The sequence below is a fragment of the Cupriavidus sp. GA3-3 genome (assembly GCF_000389805.1).
Lineage (GTDB): Bacteria > Pseudomonadota > Gammaproteobacteria > Burkholderiales > Burkholderiaceae > Cupriavidus > Cupriavidus necator_D.
In genome coordinates this window covers 149,290-172,238 of the sequence record NZ_KB944501.1, presented here as the reverse complement: position 1 = coordinate 172,238, position 22,949 = coordinate 149,290, and the positions used below count along the sequence as shown (strand labels likewise).

17 protein-coding genes are annotated in these 22,949 nt (G+C 58.5%); 7 read left to right on the top strand and 10 right to left on the bottom strand.

Going from position 1 to position 22,949, the window contains the following annotated elements; genetic code table 11:
- Window positions 1-62: 62 nt before the first annotated feature.
- Window positions 63-851, top strand: coding sequence for a YdcF family protein (locus C265_RS24875; RefSeq protein WP_037025297.1), 789 nt, complete (start codon window positions 63-65; stop codon window positions 849-851).
- A gap of 134 nt (window positions 852-985) precedes the next feature.
- Here C265_RS24875 and C265_RS24870 read toward each other — a convergent pair whose 3' ends face one another.
- The 3 genes from C265_RS24870 to C265_RS24865 all read right to left on the bottom strand — a co-directional run bounded on the left by C265_RS24870 (window position 986) and on the right by C265_RS24865 (window position 3,119).
- Window positions 986-1,318, bottom strand: a complete 333-nt coding sequence (locus C265_RS24870; RefSeq protein WP_010811393.1) for a hypothetical protein — start codon at window positions 1,316-1,318, stop codon at window positions 986-988.
- Window positions 1,290-1,616: a hypothetical protein gene (locus tag C265_RS32350; RefSeq protein ID WP_144062266.1), complete on the bottom strand. Its 327-nt coding sequence runs from the start codon at window positions 1,614-1,616 to the stop codon at window positions 1,290-1,292. Before C265_RS32350 ends, C265_RS24870 begins: the two co-directional genes overlap by 29 nt.
- Before the next feature lie 285 nt (window positions 1,617-1,901).
- Window positions 1,902-3,119 carry an RNA-guided endonuclease TnpB family protein gene (locus tag C265_RS24865; protein WP_037025296.1) on the bottom strand — a complete coding sequence of 406 codons (1,218 nt, stop codon included), beginning with the start codon at window positions 3,117-3,119 and terminating at the stop codon, window positions 1,902-1,904.
- 348 nt (window positions 3,120-3,467) lie between these two features.
- Here C265_RS24865 and C265_RS24860 point away from each other — a divergent pair, with 348 nt between their 5' ends.
- Together C265_RS24860 and C265_RS24855 are read left to right on the top strand one after the other, a co-directional pair.
- On the top strand, window positions 3,468-4,217 hold the full coding sequence (locus tag C265_RS24860) for a carbon-nitrogen hydrolase family protein (protein WP_010811391.1): 750 nt from the start codon (window positions 3,468-3,470) through the stop codon (window positions 4,215-4,217).
- 491 nt (window positions 4,218-4,708) lie between these two features.
- Window positions 4,709-7,351: an EAL domain-containing protein gene (locus C265_RS24855; RefSeq protein WP_010811390.1), complete on the top strand. Its 2,643-nt coding sequence runs from the start codon at window positions 4,709-4,711 to the stop codon at window positions 7,349-7,351.
- 102 nt (window positions 7,352-7,453) lie between these two features.
- Here the strand turns inward: C265_RS24855 and C265_RS24850 are convergent, their stop codons facing one another.
- The gene (locus C265_RS24850) at window positions 7,454-7,783 is read right to left on the bottom strand and encodes a DUF1484 family protein (RefSeq protein ID WP_010811389.1); all 330 of its coding nucleotides are present in this window, start codon (window positions 7,781-7,783) and stop codon (window positions 7,454-7,456) included.
- 720 nt (window positions 7,784-8,503) lie between these two features.
- Here C265_RS24850 and C265_RS32690 point away from each other — a divergent pair.
- From C265_RS32690 to C265_RS24830, 4 genes are all read left to right on the top strand, one after another.
- The gene (locus tag C265_RS32690; RefSeq protein ID WP_246840250.1) at window positions 8,504-9,583 is read left to right on the top strand and encodes an HNH endonuclease signature motif containing protein; all 1,080 of its coding nucleotides are present in this window, start codon (window positions 8,504-8,506) and stop codon (window positions 9,581-9,583) included.
- A gap of 283 nt (window positions 9,584-9,866) precedes the next feature.
- On the top strand, window positions 9,867-10,160 hold the full coding sequence (locus C265_RS24840) for a DUF4031 domain-containing protein (protein ID WP_037025257.1): 294 nt from the start codon (window positions 9,867-9,869) through the stop codon (window positions 10,158-10,160).
- Window positions 10,161-10,224: 64 nt separating this feature from the next.
- Window positions 10,225-11,337 (top strand): thymidylate synthase, encoded by a 1,113-nt coding sequence (locus C265_RS24835; protein WP_081645158.1) that lies wholly within the window; start codon window positions 10,225-10,227, stop codon window positions 11,335-11,337.
- The gene (locus C265_RS24830) at window positions 11,334-12,257 is read left to right on the top strand and encodes a hypothetical protein (protein ID WP_010811385.1); all 924 of its coding nucleotides are present in this window, start codon (window positions 11,334-11,336) and stop codon (window positions 12,255-12,257) included. Before C265_RS24835 ends, C265_RS24830 begins: the two co-directional genes overlap by 4 nt.
- 6 nt (window positions 12,258-12,263) lie before the next feature.
- Here C265_RS24830 and C265_RS24825 read toward each other — a convergent pair whose 3' ends face one another.
- The 6 genes from C265_RS24825 to C265_RS24795 all read right to left on the bottom strand — a co-directional run bounded on the left by C265_RS24825 (window position 12,264) and on the right by C265_RS24795 (window position 22,924).
- The gene (locus C265_RS24825; RefSeq protein ID WP_037025255.1) at window positions 12,264-13,361 is read right to left on the bottom strand and encodes an ImmA/IrrE family metallo-endopeptidase; all 1,098 of its coding nucleotides are present in this window, start codon (window positions 13,359-13,361) and stop codon (window positions 12,264-12,266) included.
- 690 nt (window positions 13,362-14,051) lie between these two features.
- On the bottom strand, window positions 14,052-15,080 hold the full coding sequence (locus C265_RS24820; RefSeq protein WP_010811383.1) for a restriction endonuclease: 1,029 nt from the start codon (window positions 15,078-15,080) through the stop codon (window positions 14,052-14,054).
- A gap of 49 nt (window positions 15,081-15,129) precedes the next feature.
- Window positions 15,130-18,276, bottom strand: a complete 3,147-nt coding sequence (locus C265_RS24815; RefSeq protein ID WP_010811382.1) for a type I restriction endonuclease subunit R — start codon at window positions 18,274-18,276, stop codon at window positions 15,130-15,132.
- Between the two features lie 244 nt (window positions 18,277-18,520).
- Window positions 18,521-19,828, bottom strand: coding sequence for an FRG domain-containing protein (locus C265_RS31840; protein WP_081645157.1), 1,308 nt, complete (start codon window positions 19,826-19,828; stop codon window positions 18,521-18,523).
- Complete coding sequence (locus C265_RS24800) at window positions 19,825-21,204, bottom strand: restriction endonuclease subunit S (protein WP_052181677.1); 1,380 nt, start codon at window positions 21,202-21,204, stop codon at window positions 19,825-19,827. The genes C265_RS31840 and C265_RS24800 overlap by 4 nt, the downstream gene beginning before the upstream one ends.
- Window positions 21,188-22,924, bottom strand: a complete 1,737-nt coding sequence (locus tag C265_RS24795) for a class I SAM-dependent DNA methyltransferase (RefSeq protein ID WP_010811378.1) — start codon at window positions 22,922-22,924, stop codon at window positions 21,188-21,190. Before C265_RS24795 ends, C265_RS24800 begins: the two co-directional genes overlap by 17 nt.
- Between the last annotated feature and the right edge of the window lie 25 nt (window positions 22,925-22,949).

Below are 22,949 nucleotides of genomic sequence, written 5' to 3'. Positions count from 1 at the left end.
TGTCCAATGCCGCTCGCTGTCGAACCTTTCTTACACTGAATCGAGCAACCGCAATGCAGGGAATGAAAACGAAGGCGTTCAGGCGCCGCATGGGCCTTGCGCTATGCGGCGCCGTGCTTCTCTCCGACGCCATCGCCTTGATGACCATGGGCCTGTTCAACTTCGGCATCGTCCTGCCAGGCTGCATCGGCGCGTCGTTCCTGCTCCTTGCATGGCAGTGGCCCCGCGTAGCCCACTGGCGAGCAGCCAGCCATAGGCGCCAGCAACTATGGCAAGCAGCATGGATCGCATTCGCACTATGGCTGGCGACAGTGGCCATCTTCTTCTACGACATCCACCGCGGCACCGAAGCCGCCATTCCGGGAAGCTCGCCCGTGAAGGCCATCGTCATCCTCGGCTCCGGCACGCCGAACTGCGTCGCTTCGCCAACGTTGGTTGCGCGGCTTGATCAGGGCTTGAAGCAGGCTCAGCTGTGGCCGCATGCGAAGGTCGCGGTCAGTGGCGGGCAGGATTTCGGGCTGCGCTGCCGAGAGGCGGACATCATGGCGGAGTATCTGATCGCCCGTGGAGTCGCAGCAGACAGGGTGGTCCGAGAAGGGCGTAGTACCAGCACGGAGGAGAACCTGGTGTTCAGCCGGCGGTTGCTTGAAGAGCAGGGCGTCGCCGCCACCGATCCCATTGTGGTGGTGACCAGCGATTTCCATGTACGGCGGGCGGTGCGGATTGCCCGGAAGGCAGGATTCGGGGAGGTCGCCGGAGTCGGGGCTGGAACGCCACTCTACCTTCGGTATAACGCCTGGCTCCGTGAGTACTTCGCAGCGATCAGTGGATGGGTGTTGAAGGAGTATTGAGCCCGAGCGTCGTCCGCAGACAGCCAGCCCGGCTCAATGCGCAATCAGGCTCGCAACGGCAAGTGTAAGGGTTTCAGCAAGCTTTGAAGATTCGGACATGGGAAGGAGCAATTTGGCGAAACTTCATTCTTCCGTCAGCGCGTAGTAATGGGCGGGTCGAACGAATGGCCTTCCGTCGTCCAGCCGATCAGATTGCCACACTTGACCCGGAAGTTCAGTATCGATTTCGCGCCGACCTGAAACAACCTGCATTCGGTGCCGGGCTCAGCATAGCCGACCACCTTCGCCGCAGGGTCTAGCATGCCTTCCAACTCCTGGTATAGCGCAACACGTTTCGCAACGACCCGGCCTTCGAAATCGAGGCGATAGCCGTTGACCAGGCCAAATAGGCCAACGGCAACCGCTGCGAGACCTAGCCATATAACATAGGACCTGCCCTTACCAGTTTCCCGACGCGCCACCTTCATAGCCCTTCTTGTAGTGTCGTTCCTCAACCAGCCGATTCGATCTTCTCAGCCCCATTAGCACGTCAGCCGGCGATACCAGATCGAAACCGCGTGGGTCGTGCGCAAGAATCCCCGCTAGTTCTAGTACATCAGCGACATTGGTGCTGAACGAATTGCCGAACAATCTGTACTTTGAGTTCTCTGCGACCCGCATTTCCAGTTCATCACGGATCAGCTTCTTTTCACGCTGTGACACCCATAGGTACATGCCGATGCCATCCCAATACATGCCGGAATGGTCTCCGGTTTCGTCCGACAAGGTTTGTGCCGTATTGCTGTATAGGATCCCTTGAAATAGATCGAAGGTGCGCGACTGTAAACGGTGCCATCGATCTCTATGGCCACGTGGCCGAACTGCGAACCACGACTAAGCAGACGGCCATCGAAGATCACGACCTCGATGAACTCTCGCTCGACTTGAATAGGCTTTGGTTCGTCCGCCGGCACGGGCGTGGTCGTCCGCGTTGCCATGCGATTGACATCCTCCCCTCCCTCGGCCTCCGACCGCCGCCTTATGGCGGAAAGGGCGGGGATTCCTTCGGCGCTACGCGATGAGCTGCGCAGTCGCTGCGGTGGGTTCCTGCTTCACCGAGCGGCCCGACTGCACCGACTCTCCACAGGCTGCAACGCGGTGTCCCCGCGCCAGAATGTTGATCGCTCCGACCACATCTGCGTTTTCCTCGAATCCGCACTCGACGCAGCGGAATCTTGCCTGCGTCGTACGGTTTTGCGCCGACACCTGACCGCAGCACGGACACGTCCGGCTCGTGTTCTGCGGTGGCACAGCGATAAGCCAGCCCCCGTTCCACGCCAGTTTATATTCCAACTGCCGGCGGAACTCGAACCAGCCCTGGTCGAGAATGGACTTGTTCAGGCCGGACTTAGCCCGAACATTCGCGCCTGGGCTTTTGCCTGTTCCCGCCGCCGACCTGGACATGTTCCGTACCTGCAAGTCCTCGATACAGACCATCGCGTGGTTTTTGCTGATCGTGGCCGTGGCCTTGTGCAGGTAGTCGCGGCGGGCGTTGCCGATGCGGGCGTGGATGCGCTGGACTCTGGCTTTCGCCTTCCTCCAGTTGGCGCTGAACTTCGTCTTGCGGCTCATCGCTCGCTGAGCGCGGCGCAGTCTGGCTTCGTGCCGTTTGAAACTGTGGAGCGGAGCGAGGAACGTACCATCGCTGAACGTAGCGAATCGGGTGATGCCAACATCGATGCCGACTGCGCTGGTTGCTTGCGGCACCGGCTTTTCCACCTCACGCGCGGTCTGGATCGAGACAAACCACTTGCCCGCATGCAGAGATACCGTGGCGTTGCGCACCTCGCCAGGCACATCCCGGCTGCTGCGGTAACGAATCCATCCGAGCTTGGGCAGGAAGATGCGACTGTTGGCCTGATCCAGCTTGATCTGCTTCCGGTCGGGGTAGCGAAAGCTGTCGCGCTGCCCCTTCTTCTTGAAGCGAGGATGTGCGGCCCGTCTAGCGAAAAAGTTCTTGTAGGCTCGCTCCAGATCCTTGAGCGCATGTTGCAGCGGGTGCACCGGGGAGTCCTTGAGCCAAGGTGTTCCAGGTCCATTGCGCCACTCGGTGAGACGCTTTGCCATCGCCACATAGTTGATGAACTTGCCGCCAGCCCTATAGTTTTCGATCTGTAGCGCCAGCGCCTTGTTGTAGACGGACCGGCACGATCCGGCGAATCGGCGCATGTCGCGCTGCTGCTCACCGCGCGGCATCAGTTCGAACTTGAAGGCCTGGAGTCGTTGCATCTGGCTAATGTACAGGTAGCCGAAGAGCCCAAACGTGAAACTCTGTAAGGTTGCCACTGTGTCTGTACTGACGCACGCTCTCGATGAGCGCTCCGACACAACTTCCGGCGAAGTGGGATGGCAACCATAGCGCACCACCGCACAGTTTCTGGCGGATATGCCATCGAGCAGAAGAGGATGCCACATTAGACGGTTACGGAGGCATTGAGCCGCCTCACCGTCGCGCTATCCTTCCCCGCCCTGAAGGGCGGAGAATGCCGCGCATCTCGATCAAATCGCCGTCGCGAAACCTCGGCAAAGCTAAACTCCTCTAGCGTTGCATCCAATACCATTTGCCGGAATCTCACAATGTCAGTGCCTTTCATCGTAGCAGCAGCCCAATCCGTATCCGTTGCCGGCGACGTGCAGGAGAACGTTGATCGGCATCTGGTGTTTCTGCGCGAAGCCGCCGTGAGAGGTTCACGCATGGTCGTCTTTCCAGAGCTTTCATTGACCGGGTACGAATGGACTGTCGCGAACGAATTGGCGTTCCGTGATGACGATGCGCGTCTGGCTCCGCTCAGGGACGAGTGCGTTCGACGAGGGGTGACCGCTGTCGTCGGCGCGCCGTTGCGGTTCAATGATGTCGTCCGGATCGGCGCCCTGGCATTGGGTCCGGACGGGACAGTTTCCTGTTATACGAAGCAATATTTGCATCCGGGAGAGGACTCAGTCTTCGTCCCGGGATCAGGAGGCAGGCCGATATCCGTCAACGGGACGACCGTCGCCCTGGCGATCTGCGCAGATACCGGGTATCCCGAGCATGCGGCGCACGCTGCTTCCACCGGCGCGAGCCTGTACGCCGCTGGCGTGCTGATCACCGCGAGCGGCTACGACGCGGATACAGCATTGCTTCAAGGATATGCGGCGCAGCACCGATTTGCCGTGCTGATGGCGAACCACGGCGGGGACACGGGCGGATGGTCACCGATCGGGAAAAGCGCGTTCTGGGACGAGGACGGGCGGTGTGTCGTCGCCGCGGAGGGCACGGGCGCGGCGTTGGTGATGGTGAGCCGGTTGGAAACTGGTTGGTGCGGTGAAGTCGTGACGTTGCGCTAGGCCAGAGGGATACGAAACTCGCTACCTTACTCAAAATCCCGGATAGCACTATAAGGGCTGAACTGTAGGTGGCTTGAGGTCCAGGTAGCAATGCTGCCGACAATCCATTGTGGTGGTAGCCAGCGATTTCCATGTACGACAGGCGGTGCGGATTGCCCGGAAGGCAGGATTCGGGGAGGTCGCCGGAGTCGGGGCTGGAACGCCGCTCTACCTTCGGTAATAACGCCTGGCTCCGAGAGCGGCGCCGAAATGTCCGTGGCGAAAATGCCTTAGCCCCCTTTTGGGGGACGTCAATCAGGCCGGAATGGCACATAGTAGCCAACGTACCCACGAGTCGAGCAGGGCATGATCACGACATGACGCTTTCGGCGCACGCCGGCCCGGCTCCGCGCGGTCAGCACGGGACTAGAGTGCGTGCAGCTTGTCTGGTTCGCTGACCTCGACTAGCCTGCTATCGATGTCGATTCTTCGCTGCGCTGCGATATTCATTGATGCCAGAACGCTCGACCACCCGATATGGCAAGGCGCTGCAGCGCCTGCACCAGGTCTTTTCCCCGTTGAACCTGGCGGCGGCGGCGTGGCTGATTGCAACATGGGCGTTCGCGGCGTTTCAGCTCGTGAGCGAGCGGGACCGCTTGCTGCACGACGCCGCGGAGCGTACCCAGGCGCAGGCCCAGGCGTTCGGCGCGTACTCGAAATCCAGCATCCTGCGGCTGTCTGAGTTCCTCCTTGATCTGCGGGCCAGTTGGCTGGTCGGCCAGCCGGGATTCATCGACATGGTGCGTGAGCGGGAAAACCTGGTGGTGGACCTGTCGTTCCAGGTGTCGGTGATCGACAAGCATGGCCTGCTCATCTACTCGTCCATCGCCCCGCCCGTGCCCGGCCAGAAGGTCGACCTGAGCGGGCGCGAGCATTTCCGGGTCCATCAGAACGCGGGCGGGCGCGACATGCTGTTCATCAGCGACCCGGTGAAGGGCAAGGTCTCGCGCAAATGGTCGATCCAGTTCACGCGCCCCATCCTGCGCGCGGGCAGCTTCGACGGGGTCATCGTGGTCTCGGTCAGTCCGGAGCAGTTCGCCAGCTTTGCGCAGTCGTTCACCAACCGCGATGGCGAAGTGGCGTCGGTCATCAAGACTTCCGGCCAGGTCATTGCGCGCGTGCCGGCCATGGAGGGCACGCTGGCCAGGGCGGTCAGCAACAGGCCGTACCTCGCCAGCGGGTCGCCCCAGTCTGGTAGTTATCGGGCGGTGTCGGGCTCCGAAGGCGTGGAGCGGGTCTTTGGCTATTACCGTGTGCCGGAGTTCGGGCTCAATTTCGTGGTGGGCGAGTCCGTCGGCCTGGTGCTGGCGCCCTACGAGGTCTATCGCCGCGTTGCCCTGGCCGGTGCCATTGCTTCCACGCTGCTGCTTGGCCTGCTGTACTACAGCCTGCGCCGCTCCATGGCGGAGCGACGGCGCCATATGGAAGAGATGCGGCTGGCTTCGCTGGTCTATTCATCCAGCAGCGAGGCCATGGTGGTCACGTCGCTCGATGGCACCATCATCGATGTGAATCCGGCCTTTGCCGCCGCCACCGGCTATACAACCAAGGAGGTCAAGGGCCGCCCGGGCTATATCGTCAGCGGGGCAGGCAATGCGGCAGGGCTGGTTGAGCGCCTGCGGGCCACCGTGGCAGCCAAGGGCAGATGGAGCGGCGAATTCTCGATTCGCCGCATGGACGGCAGCGAGTTTCCCGCCTACCTGACCGTAGATACCTACCTGGCCCACGCATATGGCGAGCGCCGCCGCGTTGCGCTGATCCATGACATGACCGAGAAGCGCCAGGCGGAGGAAGTCATCCGGCATCAGGCGAATTTTGATGCGCTCACGGATCTGCCCAACCGCCGCCTGTTCTTCGACCGGCTGAGGCAGGAGATCGAGCGTTCGCGCGGCACGCAGGATGTGCTGGCGCTGCTGTTCATCGACCTGGATCGCTTCAAGGAGGTGAACGATACCCTCGGCCACGACCAGGGCGACCTGTTGCTGCTGGAGGCGGCGCAGCGCATTGCGGCATCGGTGCGCGCGCGGGATACCGTGGCGCGGCTGGCCGGCGACGAGTTCACCGTGATCCTGCCCGCGGTGGGCGATGCCGGCGTTGCCGGGGGCATTGCCGAGGCCATCCTGGAGCGGATTGCCGCGCCTTACCGCCTGGCCGGCGAGCTGGTGGTGGTGTCGGCCAGCATCGGCGTGGCGACCTACCCCAAGGACGCCGACAACGCCGAGGCCCTGCTGGTGTGCGCCGACCAGGCGATGTTTGCCGCCAAGGAGGAGGGCCGCAATCGCTGGAAGGTCTTCACCCAGGCGCTGCTGCAGGCGGAGAGGGAGCGCCTGCGCATCACGCAGGACCTGCGCACGGCGCTGGCGTCCGGGCAGTTCGCGCTGCACTACCAGCCCATTGTCGATCTGCGCACGGGCAAGGTCTGCAAGGCCGAGGCCCTGATCCGCTGGGACCATCCGGTGCGCGGGCCGATCCACCCGGCCGATTTCATTGCCGTTGCGGAGGAATCCGGCCTCATCATCGACATCGGCCGCTGGGTGCTGACCGAAGCGCTGGACCAGCTTGCGCGCTGGCAGGTGCTGCTGGGCAAGGGCTTCCAGATCTCGGTCAACAAATCACCAGTGGAGTTCTGCGCGCCTGCGAGCGGGCCCGAGTCATGGTCCAGCATGATCGAGCGCAGGAACGTGCCGGTGGGCAGCCTCGTCATCGAGATCACCGAAGGCTCGCTGATGGAGCAGAACGCCGATGTCATGGACCAGCTCTCCCGCTTCCAGGCGGCCGGCATCGAGATCGCGCTCGACGACTTCGGCACCGGCTACTCGTCCTTGTCGTACTTGCGGCGCCTGGACATCGACTACATTAAGATCGACCAGTCCTTCATCCGCTCTCTGACGCGGGGCCCGGACGACGTGGCCTTGTGCCACGCCATCATCAGCATGGCGCATGCACTGCGCATCCGCGTGATTGCCGAGGGCATCGAGACCGAGTCGCAGCGCGACATCCTGCTGGCTGCCGGCTGCGACTACGGGCAAGGCCACTTCTTCTGTCCGCCGGTGGAGGCCAGCGCGTTCGAGGCGTTTGCGAGCGCTGTGACTTGAATGCCACCGCACCAGGATGCAAACGGCGCGAGACCAGTTGGCTCGCGCCGTTTGCTTTTCAGCGCTGCTCATCCGTTAGGCGGGTAAGCAGGCTCTCCCTCGTCAGACCAGTGCCTGCAGGCGGTCGGCGGTGCCGACCAGCTGTTGCTTGAGCGGCAAAAGCAGGGCGTGGAGGCCGATGCTTTGGGGGATGGTGTCGCTCTGCAGCTCCAGCAAGGTCAGGAAGGACTGAAGGCCGGCGCTGACGCGCAGGATGTCGTCAGTGGCTTCGAGGATGTGGTCCTCGAGGGTGACGGCTTTGCTGGGCGGGGGTGGGGCGGCTTTGGCCTGGCGGCGGGCCTGGGCGCGGTCGATTTTGGCCAGGTTTTCGGCTAGTTGGGCTTGTTTTTGGGCTAGGGTGGGCTCTTGGGGAGCTGGGGTGGTGGGTTGCATAACGAACCTCCTTGCATCGGTGATAGAGGCCCGCCGTCCGCTGTCAATCGGGTGGGCGAGCACGAAGCAGGGTTGACAGACCGGATGCAAGGGCCGGCGAGCCCGGAGGCTCCCCCGCCACTGCCCGCCCGTAAGGGTGTGCATAGGCGATAGACGAGAGGATACCGCCTCGTGGCTCGTCCGGCTTGCATGGATTCAGGCTGTCAAACCTGGTCGACCATTGTGTTGGTGACGCGACCAGTCTCCGCCGACAGAGGTTCCGGACCAATACGGCAATTCTCAAAGCTCCCTTCCGTCCGCAATTGGCAAAGCCCAAGTACGTGCCTGCACATGCTGTGCCAGAACGAACCCAACTGCCGGATTCCTTACGTGGAGAACGGGATAGGGCTGGATTTGATGTCACGACGCGCCGGCGTCTCCCGTACCGGGTAAGCGGAACGGTGTCCACACCAGCATTTTCCTAATCTGCGGCATAGAGATCGTCCATGAACTCCACTGCCAGGCAAGCACTGAAGAACCCCTGGTCCGTTCAGTCGCCCAGCAGACATGCCTCCGACTCCTCTAATTCGAGAACCCTCCAAGCCATTGCTTGCAGGCGTCGCGCGCTAGATAATGACCAAAAATATCAGAAATTTCTGATTGCAGTCATCGCTAGACATCGCAGTCGCGGGGGAAAAATTGCGCGTTCCACATGTCACGCAGGCGACCATCAGGTCGGCGTTGGACGAGTTCGATCGGGTGCTGCGTGGCACCCAGAAATGGGAAGATTGGGAAACCAAGAAGTCGCAGCTTTATGCGATCTCTAATCAAGGAATGCTGTATCCGCCTAAGCAAATTCTATCGATGGCGACAGGCGTGCCCGTTTCACGCTTTAGCGGCGGCGAGCAAACAAACGCTTACCTTCAAAATCTGGGCTTCAGCATTGTCCGGCTCCCAAACGGGAGCCCCCCGTTCGCGGGATTCGAACCTCCAAAGTTCGCACTAGGACGCGTCTACCATCGGCAAACGGAAATTCACGATCGTTTTGGCGGCAGCCGTCAAAGCGGCATAGCACCGTCCAGCAAAGTACCAGCCATCTTCATCTTCACCGGCGAAAGCGGCGAGCAATATGGGTACTTTGACGGCCGCGATGAGCTCGGCATGTTCTCGTACACAGGGGAAGGGCAAGTCGGCGATATGGAGTTCAAACGCGGCAACCTTGCCATCCGAGAGCACGCCGCCTACGGACAGGCGCTACACCTCTTCAAATCGCAGGGGAAGGGAAGGGGACAGGAATATCTAGGCGAGCATGCTTACGGCGGTCATACAATTCGCCGTGGCCCCGACAGGGAAGGGACCCAGAGAGACATTATCGTATTCCAGCTTGTTCCGATAGCGCTATTGGACGAGGAGAGTACTGCGCTGTCCGACGACGACGCGACGGATGATCCGGCGCCTACCAACTTAGAAGAGGCTCGCAAGCGCGCCATTGAGGCCATTTACGATTCTGGCAGCGACATGGGCAAGGGGGCACTACGAAAGCTCTATCGGCGCAGCAAGCGAGTAAAGGACTATGTACTACTGCGGGCTGAAGGCATTTGCGAGTCATGTCAGCAGCCTGCACCGTTCAAGCGGAAAGACGGCTCTGCTTATCTTGAACCACATCACACTACACGCGTGTCAGATGGAGGACTTGATCACCCGCGCTATGTTGCGGCCATATGTCCTGCCTGCCATCGTCATATCCATCACGGCGTTGGTGGAGATGAGAAGAATCTTGAGCTGATTTCGGCAATCGCTGCCAAGGAACCCGAAGCCTAACAGCGACCAGGCACGGCGGCGTGCGGCGTGCGGCGTGCGGCGTGCGGCGTGCGGCGCATGTTTCCATCATTTTTCAGGGCTCCGGAAGGCGGCAGTATGAGGAGCAAGTCCAGCAAGATTTTGAGCGTTGGATGCCTATGGAGCTTTCGCGCCCTGAATGAGTATCTGAGGCCCTACTTCCGTAGGGCATCCCTCCCTGAAATAGCTACGCAATCGGCGTGTGCTGCTGTGATATCGTGCGTGTCAAATACAAAAAACTACCTTTTCGCGAGAGTCTTCAAAAGTGGCGGTCTACGTAGACAACGCAAAAATTCCTTGGCGCGGCCGTCACTGGTGTCATTTGGTCGCAGACACGCTGGAGGAACTTCATTCGTTCGCGCGCGTGCTCGGGCTTCGACGGGCCTGGTTCCAGGCTCAAGCGTCCCTGCCTCACTACGATGTTACGGTCGAAACCCGTACGGTCGCCCTCAGCCGTGGTGCACACGTTGTTGACCGGCGCACGTTGGTGCATGTGGGGCGTCAGCTCAAGCAAGAGCTAGCTGGCCAAGTCGAGCAGCAGATGCGACTGTTCGACTAGAAGCACCGGTGGCGAGCCAAGAACGAGCACGGGAGTCGTTAGAAGCGGGAGCGGGACGGGTCAAATGTATATCAGTGCAGAAACGCTGGATGATTTGCTGGTCAAAGTCTTTCGTCGCCTACTTCGCAAGAATGGGTCCGTAGAAACTAACCCTACGAAGGGTGCCGCAACGGAGCTCAATGGGGTTCTTCTTCAGTTAAGAGACCCTCGCTCGCGGCTCAGTCGAACAGAGCAAAAAGGTACGATATTCAGTTGCCTTGGCGAACTGCTTTGGTATCTCTCCGGCAGTGACAGACTCGAGTTCATCCGCTACTACATATCTCGCTACGACAAGTCCTCAGACGACGGTGAGACGATTTTTGGTGCTTACGGCCCACGCTTGTTCGGGCCGAGTGGAATCAACCAAGTCCAAAACGTCATTCAGTTGCTGCAAGGACATCCCGACTCCAGGCGGGCGGTCATTCAGTTGTTCCGTGCGGAAGACCTAGCTGAAAACCTAAGAAACCGTCGCGAGGACCTTCCTTGCACATGTACCTTGCAGTTCACCGTACGCAAGCACCGGCTGCACATGCTTGCAATGATGCGCTCAAACGACGCATACATGGGGCTTCCACACGATATCTTTGCCTTCACAATGCTGCAGGAAATTATCGCTCGCTCCTTAAAGGTGGAAGTAGGGTGGTATAAGCACGCTGTCGGAAGTTTGCATCTCTACTCGGTGAACACCGACCAAGCCCAAACATACATCGACGAAGGATTTCAGGAGCGCATCTCGATGCCGCCGATGCCCGTCGGCGACCCTTGGTTATCGATTGAGAAGCTCTTGGCTGCTGAGGCAGCCATTCGTCTTGGCAAGCGATTGCCCAAGGCCGAGCTTGAGCCTTACTGGGCCGACGTTGTGCGGCTACTCCAAGTATTCAAGTATTCGAACCAACCAGGGCGGAGTAGTCAGGAGCACCTCAAAGCCATAAAGAAGGAAATGAATTCTTCCGTCTACGACAACTACATCGACAAGCGCGAGCGCCGATTAGCGCGTGCCACAGAACAGGAGCCGACGCTCTTTGACTTGGCTGCGCTGGACAAGGAGCAGGCGCGCGGAAGCGGGAAAAAAGCGGCCCCACTCGCTGAGCCTGTTGCCCCTCACGACAAACGACGATTCGGACGGAACTGGTCATGAAAGAAAAAGAGCTCGCTGGCAAATTCGAGCAAGCGCTAACGGACTTCAGATTTAATGGCAAGCCGCTGCCAGGTATCGCGACGCCCGAGAACATCGCGGCTCTGGTCGCACAGCTCATCGAAAGCGAACACCGCATTCGATACGTATCGCGCATCGCTGAGCGCCCAATATCTCCTAGACGCCTTGACCCCAAGGACGAGCTTTTCGACCCGTTGAGAGCCGCCATCGCCCATATGCGCGCTGGGAATGAGGACGAAGGCTTCTGGCTGGTCTTCTTGTTTGTGCACTTTGGCAAGGACCTAAAGTATGGGTATGGCCTCTTGCGAGCTATCTATGGAGCGTTCGAGGACCAGTTTACCTGGACGTGGGAGAAGTATTCTCAAAAGCCCTCGGACTTCTCGCTTTGGTTCCACGACAGGCTTCCGCAGATGGAGAGGGTCCGTGCAAAGCTCAAGTTCGGCAATCACAGAAAGTACGAAAGCATTAACCAGACCGAGCAAGTATTCGAGAGCTATTTGAGCTGGGTTGGGCCTGATTGCTCCCATGCGGCAATGCTGGGTAGGGTCACGGCTGAGGTTGGCGATGACCCGAAACGGCTCTTCGACCATCTGTTCGGCAGCATGTACGCAGACGTCTTTCGCTTCGGCCGTACTGGTGCCTTCGACTATCTGACGATGCTTGGAAAGACCGGTTTGGCGCGCATCGAAGCGCCGTCGGCGTACATGGCAAAGGCCACGGGACCCGCCCGGGGGGTTAGGTTATTGTTCGGCGGCGACCCAACCTACAACATCCCCGCCCGGAACCTTGACGGACTTGCAATCGAACTCGGCGGGGCGCTCGAGGTCGGTATGCAGATTATTGAGGACGCTCTTTGCAACTGGCAGAAGAGCCCGGGGAAGTTCATCGCTTTCCGCGGCTAGAGAACCTCAATGCCACTTGTAGCGGGCCTTCAAATCATTGAAGTGCCCTTGTTTCACCAGGCCCCGGTGCTGCAACTGTCCAACAACGATTCCACGGGAGACGCCCGCGTCGCGAGCGAGTCGTATGATGCCTCGCAAATTGCTCCTGACCTCCGGCAACCTATCCTGGTATTCGTTCGGCAGCAGCATGTCGGCGGCGAATTGGTTTGCTTCAGCTTCGCGCTCAGAGTGTCGGTCTTCAGCGGTCTCGAGTATGGGTGACCCCGCGTCCCAGTGGAGTAGTAGATGGCCTGCTTCATGGAAGAATGAGAACCAGAAGTGGTCGTCGGTCAGGTATCTGCCGGACAACATCAAGACGGCCTTGCTTGGCTCCATGAAGTAAGTTGCCCCGCTTGCGCGACATCCGGTCGGCGCTCTGACAACTACGACGGAAACTCCCGCAGCCGCACATAACGTTTGCAGCTTCGGAACGAATTCGCTCGGGTCTGGTATCAGCGTCAGCGTGCGGGCCTCCGACAGAGCCTTCCTGAACAGTTGGGGGTTCCATTCTGAACTGTGGAGCTGCTTGCTGCTTAGAAGCTCGCCTTGTCGCAGCCACGCAGCAGTTGCCAACGCGCTTGCGGGATAGGTTTCGGAAGTGCGAAAAGCGACCCCTTCATTCACTTCTCCGTAGCTCACGTTCCATGCCTCAAGGCTAGGAACTCCGAAGAATTCAAGGCATTTCTGCAGTTGCTCTCCTGGGGAGGCGGATTCTTCTAGCCATCCAAACCGCATCATGTCTTTGACGGGCAGCCCCTTCATCCACTGAAGATGGTGTTCGTCCGTGTGGTCGGGGGCGACATTATCTACTTGCAGCTTGGCCCTGTACTGAGCTTCTCGGCAGAGCCAAAATGATGCAGTTGCGCCAAAGACTGAGGCAAGTCGCTCCGCGACCGGCTCGGTCAGGGGCAAGGTACCCTCAAGAAGGCAATCGAGTCCATCTGGTGAGAGGTCAATACTTTGAGCCAACTCGTCTGTCGACAAATGACTCGCAACCATCAGGTCGCGAATAGTTTGTCCCGGGGGAACCGCCCATGCCGAAGAAACGACGGATTCAGTTCTCATTGGCGCGCTCGATAAACAGTACCTTTAGGCGTGATACCTGCTCCCAGTCTAGCTCGCCAGACGGAAGAAGGGGCTCCGGTCGATTACTGACCTGTGCATGCAGAACGTATCCGCTTCCCAGGTCAACGAGAATCCGGTTGAGATGGCTGGTGCTCGGCTTGGCGAGCCGCAAGCTGAAAACGTCGGACACCGAATCGGCTGCGCGCAGGTCAGCAAGGCGAGTATGGAGAGTTCGTGCAACGTCCGGCCCAAAGGCACGCCGTGCCGATATCGGGCTCTCGCATTGTTGACGAACTTTCTGCTCCTGATATGCCAGTTGGACCGACATCAGGTGCCGAGCGGACGGCGGGTGCCTCTGAACAATCTCATATCGGATGCACCATCTTATCGAGAGGGCCACCCGCCCGAGAGCAAATAGGCGCGGGAGCCATTTGGGCAACTAGTAGATTCACCGCAATATTAGCATCAGGCTATGGCCAACGCCCGACCTCTGGTCCAGTGGGTGAGGCGTCAACGGTTGCGGTCAAAATGCTCGTTCTTTCCTACGTTCGGCAGTGTGGTGGTCTAATTTCCTCGGACGGGTATTGCAGGTGAGCCGCTCCGGCTACGATGCGCACACGTACAGAGCCAGTAAACGCCGTTCAGTGATGAAGTTCACACTTGTTCGCCACCTGTCATGCAGGGTGAGCATCAGAGCGCGTCATCCTGTGCAGCAACCATCCACACCCGCTTGAACGGCAATTCTGCCTTAAGATCTTCTTCCAGTCGCTCGTAAAACTCAAACAGCTGTTCGAGCAATTCCTTCTGGGTCCAGAGGCGCAGGCGAAAAAACTGGGTAGCTAGTTCCTTCTGCACATTGCCCTTGAAGCCACCCCAGGCCACAAAGAGGCCCTGGTCGGCGTTGAATTTGGTCATCGCGCCCAGCAGCTTGTCCATAGGTTCGCGGCCGATCAGCGAGTCTTCTGACTTCACTTCCACACATAGGCGCGGCGCCGCAAAGCCCAACGGTCCCGATCCGGCAAGGATGTCCGCGCCTCCGTCTGCCCCCTCGGGGCTGCGGTAGGTTGTATAGCCCTGCGCCTTCAAGATACCTTCAACAAGACGCGTCAGTCCGTGTCCCTTGAAGCGAGCGGAAATTAAGGCGGCGATCTGATCACGTGCCAACTCTTCTAGATCCGCGTCAGCAGCGGCCAGGTCGTCCGCTTGGGCAGCAACCTTCGTCGTTGCTGTCAGCGTTTCCGCTTTCCAGCCATTGGCCCGCATCGCCGCAATGCGCTGCTCCGCGTTATTACGCTGAATACGGCAGATCGTCAGAAACGCCCCAAAGGAAAACAGCAAATCTTTGCCAAAGTGCGTGCGTGGCACCCCTTCACCGATCCACTTGACGGACCGCCAGTGAAAGAACGGGTTCGGTCCTTCCGGTGCGGCTTGATAGTCGCCCGTAATCTCGCCGATGTAGATCACCGGCTGGCTCTTAAGAGGCAAGACGACAAGATCGCCCAATTTCATATCGTGGGCGAATGGCCAAACCTGGCTAACCCAGTTCAGGATCGCCTTCGGTTTGGTGTCCGGATAGAGTTGCGTCATGACCGCTGACAGCTCGCTTCGTTGCTTCAGCTTGGATAGATCCACATCGAGGTCAGCCCAGGTCACATAGACCCTGTTTTCCTGGATGAACTTCTGTTCGTATTCGCCGTGCGAACCGGCCGGGTGAGCCAAATCGCCATTCCTCTCCCCTAATGGATGGCCTCTTAGACGCGGTGCGATCTCATACGGACCAACTGTTGGACAGCTCTTCCGCCTGCTTGAGCACGAGCTCCACGGCGTCCGGCTGCTGGTCGGGCGGGTATTTCCACTTCTGCAGACAACGCCGCACCAGAATGCGCAACTTCGCCCGCACGCTCTCGCGCACCTGCCAATCCACGGTAGTGCTGGCGCGCAGCTTCTCGGTGATCTCAACAGCGATCTTCTTCAGAATTTCGTCGCCAAGCTCGCGAACAGCGCTTTCGTTATTAGCCAACGCGTCATAGAAGGCGATCTCGTCGCGCCCCAATCCCAATGCCGCTTCACGTTCCAACGTGGTCTGGAACTCCTTGGCCATTTGGATCAATTCCTCGATGACCTGCGCTGTCTCGATGGCGCGGTTGTGATAGTTACGCAGCGTCTCAAGCAAACGGTCACCGTACTTCTTCTCTTGCACCACGTTGTTGCGAGCACGGGCCTTGATTTCGTCACGTAGCAACTTTTCCAGCAGTTCTACTGCAAGGTTGCGGCTTTCCATCTGCCGCACATCGTCCAAGAATTCGTCCGACAGTAGGCCGATATTGGGCATGTCCAACCCAGCCAACGCAAAAATGTCTGCCACACCGTCGGCAATGATGGCATTGTCGAGAATCTGCTTAAGCGCGCTGTTCTTCTCCGCGTCGCTGCGCTTCTTATCTACGGTGGTGAACTTGGCAATCGCCGCCTTGATGGCGGAGAAGAATGCAATCTCTTTGCGCAGCACCGCTGCTTCGTCCAGCGTGCCACAGAGCGAGAAGGCTTTGCTTACCGCCACCATGGTGTCGAGGAAGCGCTCTTTGCCGTCCTTCAAACCCAGAATGTGATTCGCGGCCGGAACCAGCAGTTTGATTGCATCCGTCTCGAAAGAGCTGTAGTCAAACCTGTGCATCATGCCGCGCACAATATCCATTTTCTCCATCAGCACTGCCAGTGCCTCTGCGGCATTGTGGGTCGGGTCGCCCTTGCCCTTGGCGTCGGTGTAGGTCTTGAGCGCAGCCTTCAGTTCATTGGCAATGCCGATGTAATCAACCACCAGGCCACCAGGCTTATTTTTAAACACCCGATTGACGCGGGCAATGGCCTGCATCAGGTTGTGGCCCTTCATGGGCTTGTCGATGTACATAGTGTGGCAGCACGGGGCGTCGAAACCGGTCAGCCACATGTCCCGCACGATCACCAATTTCAACGGGTCCTTCACGTCCTTGAAGCGCGCCTCCAGCCGCTTCTTCACCTGCTTGCTGTATAGATGCGGTTGAAGCAGAGTTTTGTCTGCCGCAGAACCCGTCATCACGATCTTGATCACACCCTTCTCGGGGTCTTCGCTGTGCCACTCGGGCCGGAGCGCCACGATGGCGTTGTAGAGATGCGCGCAGATGTCGCGGCTCATGCACACGATCATTGCCTTACCATCAACGACCCCGATACGCGCCTCGAAGTGTTGGACTAGGTCGCGGGCCACCTGTTGCAGACGCGGTTCAGCCCCCACCAGTTTTTCCAGAGCGGCCCATTCGCTCTTGGTTTTTTCCCGCGCCGCGATGTCCTCTTCATCTTCGACCACCTCATCCACTTGCTCGTTGAGGGCATCGATCTCGGCCTGGTTGACGTCGAGCTTGGCCAGCCGGCTCTCGTAGAAGATGGGTACCGTGGCGCCATCATCCACTGCATCCTGGATGTCGTAGATGCTGACGTAATCGCCGAACACCGTGCGGGTGTCCTTGTCCTCCAGCGCAATCGGCGTACCGGTGAATCCAATGAAGGTGGCGTTCCTAAGCGCATCGCGCAAATGCTTAGCATAGCCAAACACGTACTTGCCGGTCTTGGTATCCAGCCGCCCGTTCATGCCGTACTGGCTGCGGTGGGCTTCGTCCGAAATCACGACGATATTCGAGCGGTCCGACAGCAGCGGGTGTCCGTCTTCATCCTCCAGCAACGCGAACTTCTGCACCGTGGTGAAAATGATCCCCCCGGCCTGGCGAGAGGCCAGCATGTCGCGCAGCTCGTCGCGGCTGCCGGCCTGCACCGGCATCGTCTTGAGTAAGTCGCTGGCGGCACAAAAGGTGGCGAACAGTTGACCGTCCAAATCGTTGCGGTCTGTCACCACAACCAGAGTGGGGTTCTTCATTTCAGGCCGTTGCAGCAGCTTGCCGGCGTAGCAGGCCATGGTGATGCTCTTGCCAGAACCTTGCGTGTGCCACACCACGCCCGCCTTGCGGGAACCGAGCTGCACATCTTTGCCATACGTAGCGCGCGGTTGCTGCACTTCCAGCAGCCCTTTTTCCGGCGAACTGGCTGCGATCACCGTGGCATGCACCGCCTCACGAACAGCGTGGAACTGGTGGTAGCCGGCAATCTTCTTAATGATGCCGTCGCCATCCTGCTCAAACAACACAAAGTAACGCACATAGTCCAGGAACAGCTTGGGCATGAAGAAGCCGCGCACCACTGTTTCCAGCTCCATCTGCAAGCGCGGGCGGTCGTCTTCGTTGGCGATGGTACGCCATGGGAGCATGCGCTCAGCGTTCGCCGTCAACGAGCCCACGCGCGCCGTCCAACCATCGCTCACTACCAAAGCGGCATTGCAGTTAAAGAGGTCTGCGATCTCGTCTTTGTAGGTTTGCAGCTGATTGAAGGCATCCCACACGTCCGTCTGTTCGTTGGCGGGATTTTTCAGCTCGATCACCGCCAGGGGCAGGCCGTTAATGAAAGCAACGATGTCTGGCCGGCGTGGTTGCTTCGTGCCAGTGATTGTCAACTGGTTCACCACCAGGAAGTCGTTTTTGCTGGGGTCGGCAAAGTCAATGAGGTGGACCAAGTCGGTCTTCTTCTGCTCGCCGGCACTGAACTCCACCTGCACGCCAGCCAGCAGCAGACGGTGCACGCTACGGTTACGCACCACCATCTGCGGCTCGCTCACAGTGAGCAGTGTGTGAGCAGCCTGCTCCAGTGCAGCCGGCGGAATTTGGGGGTTGATGCGCGCCATCGCTGCCAGGAGCCGCTCGCGCAGAATGACCTGGCGGTAGTCGGTACGCTCAGGTGATGAGCTATCCGGCGCAATGTGCGGACCTGCCAGGTGCTGCCAGCCGACCTCCTGAAACCAGCCTAGGGACAGTTCTTCGAGTTGTTGTTCGTTCATAGTGACGAAATCCCTTGTACCCAGCGCATCCCCGCCCTGGGTCGGATCGAGGAACCCATTGCAAGCAATTGTGGCCGACGCCGCCGCCCCCCCGTGTACACGTTGGTCCAAATTTGCGCTTCACTGCTGCGGCCATAGGGCACGGCAGTGGTATGCCACGCCCCCCTAGTTGACGAGTGTAGCGGAACGGTAATCTACCAACAGTCCGCGCATGCCTGCAGCCCCAGCAAATGAGAGCCAGGGTTTAGGCGGCTTCAGTGACCTCACCTCCGCCACGTGTGGGCTTCGCCATCTCTACCACCCGCTCAGCCACCTCGTCCCGAAGCGAGGCAGGGTAACCAAGCTTGCGCAGAATCACTCGTGCAGCATTGCGCAGGCGTGCCTGCGCCGCGTCCCGGCTTTCCCAGTCCACCACCTGATTCCTTTCCAGCGATTGGGCCAGTTCCTGCGCAATCAAAGCGATACGACCCGGTTCTACTTGAGCGGCTTCAGCATTAGCACGAAGGATAGCCTCGATGATATTTGACGTACCCACTGCCGCGGACGGAGCGCCGACCACTCCGGTCACAGGCTCGATGGGTAATACTGTCACAGTATCTGTTGTCGGCTTCGCCAATCGCTGTAGCTCTGCCTCTAATTCCGCTTCAGCGGTTAGTATGTTGCAGTATTCGGAGGCTCCGAGGAGGTCAGGAAACAGGCTGGCATGGTGAACATTCATACGCCGCAAATGGCGCAGACAAGCCTCTCGATCAGGCCCAGTGTTGCGAATGTAGATCTTGCAGATGTAGCGCGCCAATATGTCCGGCTGCTCATCTTCCGAAGCATTCTTCAGGTCTTCGTCATCGAAACCGTCTTCATTGGTCAGTGCATCTGTAAGCTTATTCTCGATAGTGTTGCCGTATGGCGAAAATGTAAAAAGACCAGCTTGGCTCACCAGTCTTCCGTGCTCATCCTTGCGGGGCTCCCACAGGCGAATACCAGTCTCGTCTTGATGCTCTGTGATATACGTCTTGTTGAGCACATATAAGGCACGATACGGGTTTTCAGCTTCGTCTTCACTATCTTCCTTTTGAAATGCAAAGAACAATGCTACGTAGGGCGAGTAAGTCCAGTCTAGCAGCGGAGTCATTAGACCATAGTGCTGGCCAACGGCCCACAGCTCATCCGCCTCCTCTACATCAACGAGTGATGTATCCTTGAGACGTCCTCGAACCGCGCGCCGGAACCGTTCAAGTTGAGCAAGAGCTAGCTCCTCAGACACAATGCCCTTAGTGCTCGAAATCCGGCCGAGTGTTGGCATCAGGCTCCAATCGTGTCGGCGATGCCCACGAAACACTAGCTGCACTCCGAGGCGATTATAGAAATCGCTTTCCAACAAATCAGTGAACTCGCGCCACGATTCCAGCCTAGTAACCGGGATGCGTCCACTAATCCCATCAGCCATGATCTCGAAGCGCTTGACCGAGTCCCCAGCGCTCCAGCGAGGAATCCTTTCGAAGTAATCACTGGATTGCGGCGCAAAGGTTTCACCTGCCAATACTTCCTCGCTCATGCTTCAACTCCCGTCATCCCGTCGGTGAGAGATAGTTCGCTGGAAAGAAGTTTGGGGAGCAAAGCATCGCGAAGGGCGGTCAACTCAGCTGATTCCCTCTCGCTGACCACCATCCGAGAAATAAGTGGTTTGACGCGTCGTGAAAACTCAAGAACCAATTCAGGCATTGGCTGCAAAAGAGGCAAAGGTCGAAATGCTTTTTTACTGATTTCGAGAAATGTTGATCCATTGGCATTCCCCTTGATGGCGTCCATGCTCTCTTTGCACCAGAATAGGAGATACAGAGGTGGTATCTCTCCCCCTGGCAGCATAGCGATATACCCCTGATTGATCGCGACCGGCATTTGCGTCAATGCAAGATAGCCGATCGGAGCGCGGGACGACATGATTAGCGTGCCCTCAGGAAGTAGGCCGGAACTTATCTTCTCGAGCCCCTTTTTTGAGAGCTTCCGCTCCGTTTTTAGAAGAATCGGGGAGCGAAGGCCGGAGAGGTCTTTTGGCGTTGTCCACGCAAACTCCGGGGGTTCCCAATAGTTGGGATTCTTCGTGTCCGGTGTTGCACCGCCGACTGTTTCAACCAGATCGTCGATTTTCTTAACCTTCCACCCTTTCGGGACTTTCCCCAACTCCGACTCGTCCATCTCATCGGGAAACAGCATAGCCGTGGCGGCGAGTTGATCGAACTGTCTGCGTGACAACGCGTCTAGCGTAGCATCGGGCTTGCCGCTGATAGCACTCATGGCGACGCGCAGCTGGTCGCGGCCTCCTTCCTTAGCAGCGACCTTGGCTTTGACAGGCTCGAAATCGACAAACCACGATTTGAATATGGCTTGCGCCATCGCTTCAAGCGTTTGATTGATGCGGCGGTTGAGGTCGATCTTGGCATCTAGCGATCCGAGTACGGCCGCAATATCTGGCTCCGCATCGCCGTGCCTAGGAATGTCGATCTTCTCAAGCACGGGGATACGAATATTGCTAACCGTTGAGCCAGTGCCCTCGTTCCATCGAATCTGGTTCTGTACGAAGGGGGACTGGAGGGCATAGAGCAAGTAGTCAGGATCAACGTCGGGCTTTGGTCGCAGCAACACTTGCCGCTGACCTAGACAGCATGTCAAACCCTCCGGAATCTTGCAGACTTCGCCCATAGGCGCCTCGCGGGTAATCACGATGTCCCCGGCGCGCGGAGCCATGCGCCGAATGCGCTGCTTGAAATGCTCTTCGTCAGTAAAGCTGGGATCAGATAGGTCGAGCTTGCCGTCTTTGATGTTCTGATTTCGAAGAACAAGAAATCCCGATTCTGTCCAAACGGGTGTTGAGTGTGGGCAATCGACCACAGCCTCGCACAAGGAGGCAAGAGGCTCAGTCTTCAAGGGCATAGCCAAACCCCGCCAAGTTCTTCTTGATATCTCCCTCCAATTTGGCGCTTTCGGCAAACTGCTCAGCCAGTTGTGCTGTCAACCGCGCCATCTTGTCGGCGAAAGGCTCTTCATCTTCGTCCTGTTCGGCTGAGCCCACATACCGGCCCGGCGTCAGTACGTGTTCGTGCTTGCGGACAATGTCCAGCTCGGCCGAATAACTGAAGCCGGGCACGTTCTCGTAACCCTCACCGTGCTGCCAGGCGTGGAAGGTGTTAGCGATCTTCTGGATGTCTTCAACTGTGAAGTCACGCAATACGCGGTCCTTCATATAACCCAGTTGGCGGGCGTCGATGAAAAGGAACTCACCGCGACGGTCGCGCTTCCTCTTGTCCAGGTTGAAGCCGTTGACCTTATCTTTGGTAAGGAACCAGATGCAGGCTGGGATCTGCGTGTTGGTAAACAGTTGGCCGGGGAGCGCCACCATGCATTCCACATAATCGCGCTCGATCAGCGCCTTGCGGATCTCGTCTTCATTGTTGGTGTTGCTGCTCATCGAGCCATTTGCCAAGAGCAGCGCCATGCTGCCAGTAGGAGCCAAGTGGTAGAGCATGTGCTGCAGCCACGCGAAGTTGGCGTTACCTTGTGGCGGTGTGCCGACAATCCAGCGCGGGTCGCTAACGAGCTTATCGTTCCACCACTCCTTCATGTTGAAGGGCGGGTTCGCCATCACATAGTCGGCACGCAGATCCGGGTGTAGGTCGTTGAGCATCGTGTCGGCCGGTTGCCCGCCAAAGTTGAAGTCGATGCCGCGAATGGCCATATTCATGGCCGCCAGACGCCAGGTGGTCGGGTTGCTTTCCTGACCGTAAACGCTGATCTGACCACTCCTGCCGTTGGCGGCTTTGCCGCCATGCTGTTCGATGAACTCTTCGCTCTGCACGAAGAAGCCGCCGGAGCCCATGGCCGGATCATATACCCGGCCCTTAAAGGGCTGCAGCATTTCCACGATCAGCGTGACGATGCTCTTGGGCGTGTAGTACTGTCCCCCCTTCTTGCCTTCAGCAAGAGCGAACTGGCCGAGGAAGTATTCGTAAACGTGGCCGAGGATGTCTTTGCTCTTGAGGTTAAGCGGCTGGCCCTTGTAATACTTGGCGTGAAATTCAGTGTCTGAAAAGTGTGCAATCAGGTCGGCCAGCTTCTGCGAGTCGATCTGCGTGCGGGCAAAGTCCCTGTTCAGCACGTTTTTTAGCTTCTTTTCGTTTTCGCGTTCGATGGCCTCCATCGCGTTGTCAATGAGCCACCCGACAGAACGCATCTTCTCGGGCACCCATTCCAGTTCACCCGTGTGTTTGTTGCGCTGCTGGACTTGCCACGGCAAGTCCGAGCCTGGAGGTAGTTGGGCAGAATCGCGCAGGGTTTGCCATCGGGCTTCCTGCGGCACCCAGAACACGTTTTTCTCCAAGTAGTAGTCGCGCCGCTCAAGTTCGGTGGCGATGTGGCCTTCGTAGTCGCCGGCGTAATCTCCCGGTGCCATGTAATAATCATGATCCGGATCGCGGAACTGGGCACTCAACTCTTTTTGCCGCTCATCGAAGGCATCAGAGACATACTTTAAGAAGATCAGCCCGAGAACCACGTGCTTGTAGACAGCGGCATCAAGGTTGGAGCGCAGCTTGTCAGCAGCGGTCCAAAGCTTCTTTTCTAGGTCGTTGAAGAATTGTTGTTCGATTGGGTTCATGACTGAGGCTTTCATGAGAGACAAG